The organism is Lacticaseibacillus thailandensis DSM 22698 = JCM 13996 (assembly GCF_001312865.1).
GTDB lineage: Bacteria > Bacillota > Bacilli > Lactobacillales > Lactobacillaceae > Lacticaseibacillus > Lacticaseibacillus thailandensis.
Genome location: NZ_BBER01000018.1, coordinates 1 through 1,240, shown reverse-complemented (window position 1 = coordinate 1,240; position 1,240 = coordinate 1). Strand labels below are relative to the sequence as shown.

The 1,240-nt window shown below is 55.8% G+C and carries 2 protein-coding genes; both read left to right on the top strand.

Annotation, left to right across the window (positions count from 1 at the left end; all coding sequences use genetic code 11):
* A partial coding sequence (locus JCM13996_RS11185; protein WP_439646486.1) for a mucin-binding protein occupies nt 1-508 on the top strand: 508 nt, incomplete at its 5' end.
* Nucleotides 509-651: 143 nt separating this feature from the next.
* On the top strand, nt 652-1,240 hold a 589-nt coding region (locus JCM13996_RS10205), incomplete at its 3' end, for a mucin-binding protein (protein ID WP_439646485.1).

Genomic DNA, 1,240 nt, shown 5'->3' with positions numbered 1-1,240 from the left:
TGGGACGAGTTCTGGAGACATTGATTACAGTACGGATGCCAATGGCAAAGCCATTAATTATGATTTCAATGGTTACGTTATTGATAGCGACGGTCGTAAGGGTGTAAGTACCTTTGATAACGATGATGGCGTTAATCAGACTGTTGTGGTTACGTATTATCGTTCAACGATCACGGTCAACCCGCAGACTCCTGCCGGTGATGATCCCAGTCAGGTTGGTCCGCAGGACCCAGGAACACCAGTGGACCCCGAAAACACTGATGGACCAAAGTATCCAGCAGGTGTTGATGCGGCTAGCCTGAACCGGACGGCAACGGAGACCGTACGCTTTATCAATGGGAACACTGGGGCAACGGTTGCGCCAAGCAAGACGGCGACGATCACGTATCACCGGACAGCCAGCGTTGATGTAGCCACGGGTACGGTCACCTACGGTGCATGGGAAACGGACAACAATACGTTCGCCGCAGTACCAGCAGCGACGAAAGCAGGCTTAACGCCAGACTAAACGGAAGTACCAGCACTAGTTGATGACACCGCCGCCGATGTGACGCTAACGGTCTACTACTACCCAGCGACGATCACGGTCAACCCGCAGACTCCTGCCGGTGATGACCCAAGTCAGGTCGGTCCGCAGGCCCAGGGACGCCAGTGGATCCTGATGATCCCGATGGGCCAAAGTATCCAGCGGGTGTGGATACCGCTAGTCTGAACCGGACGGCAACAGAAACAGTACGCTTCATCAATGGCGACACCGGAGCAACAGTTGCGCCAAGCAAGACGGCGACGATCACGTATCACCGGACAGCCAGCGTTGATGTAGCCACGGGTACGGTCACCTACGGTGCATGGACGGCTGATGGTAGCGATACGTTTGCGGCGGTTCCCGCAGCTTCAGCCGACAACTTAACGCCAGATCAAACGGAAGTGCCAGCACTAGTTGATGACACCGCCGCCGATGTGACGTTAACGGTTTACTACTACCCAGCAACGATCACGGTCAACCCGCAGACTCCTGCCGGTGATGACCCAAGTCAGGTTGGTCCGCAGGACCCAGGAACGCCAGTGGACCCCGAAAACACTGATGGACCAAAGTATCCAGCGGGTGTAGATGCGGCTAGCCTGAACCGGACCGCAACGGAAACCGTACGCTTCATTAATGGAAACACTGGGGCAACGGTAGCGCCAAGCAAGACAGCGACGATTACGTACCACCGGACGGCCAGCGTTGATGTAGCCA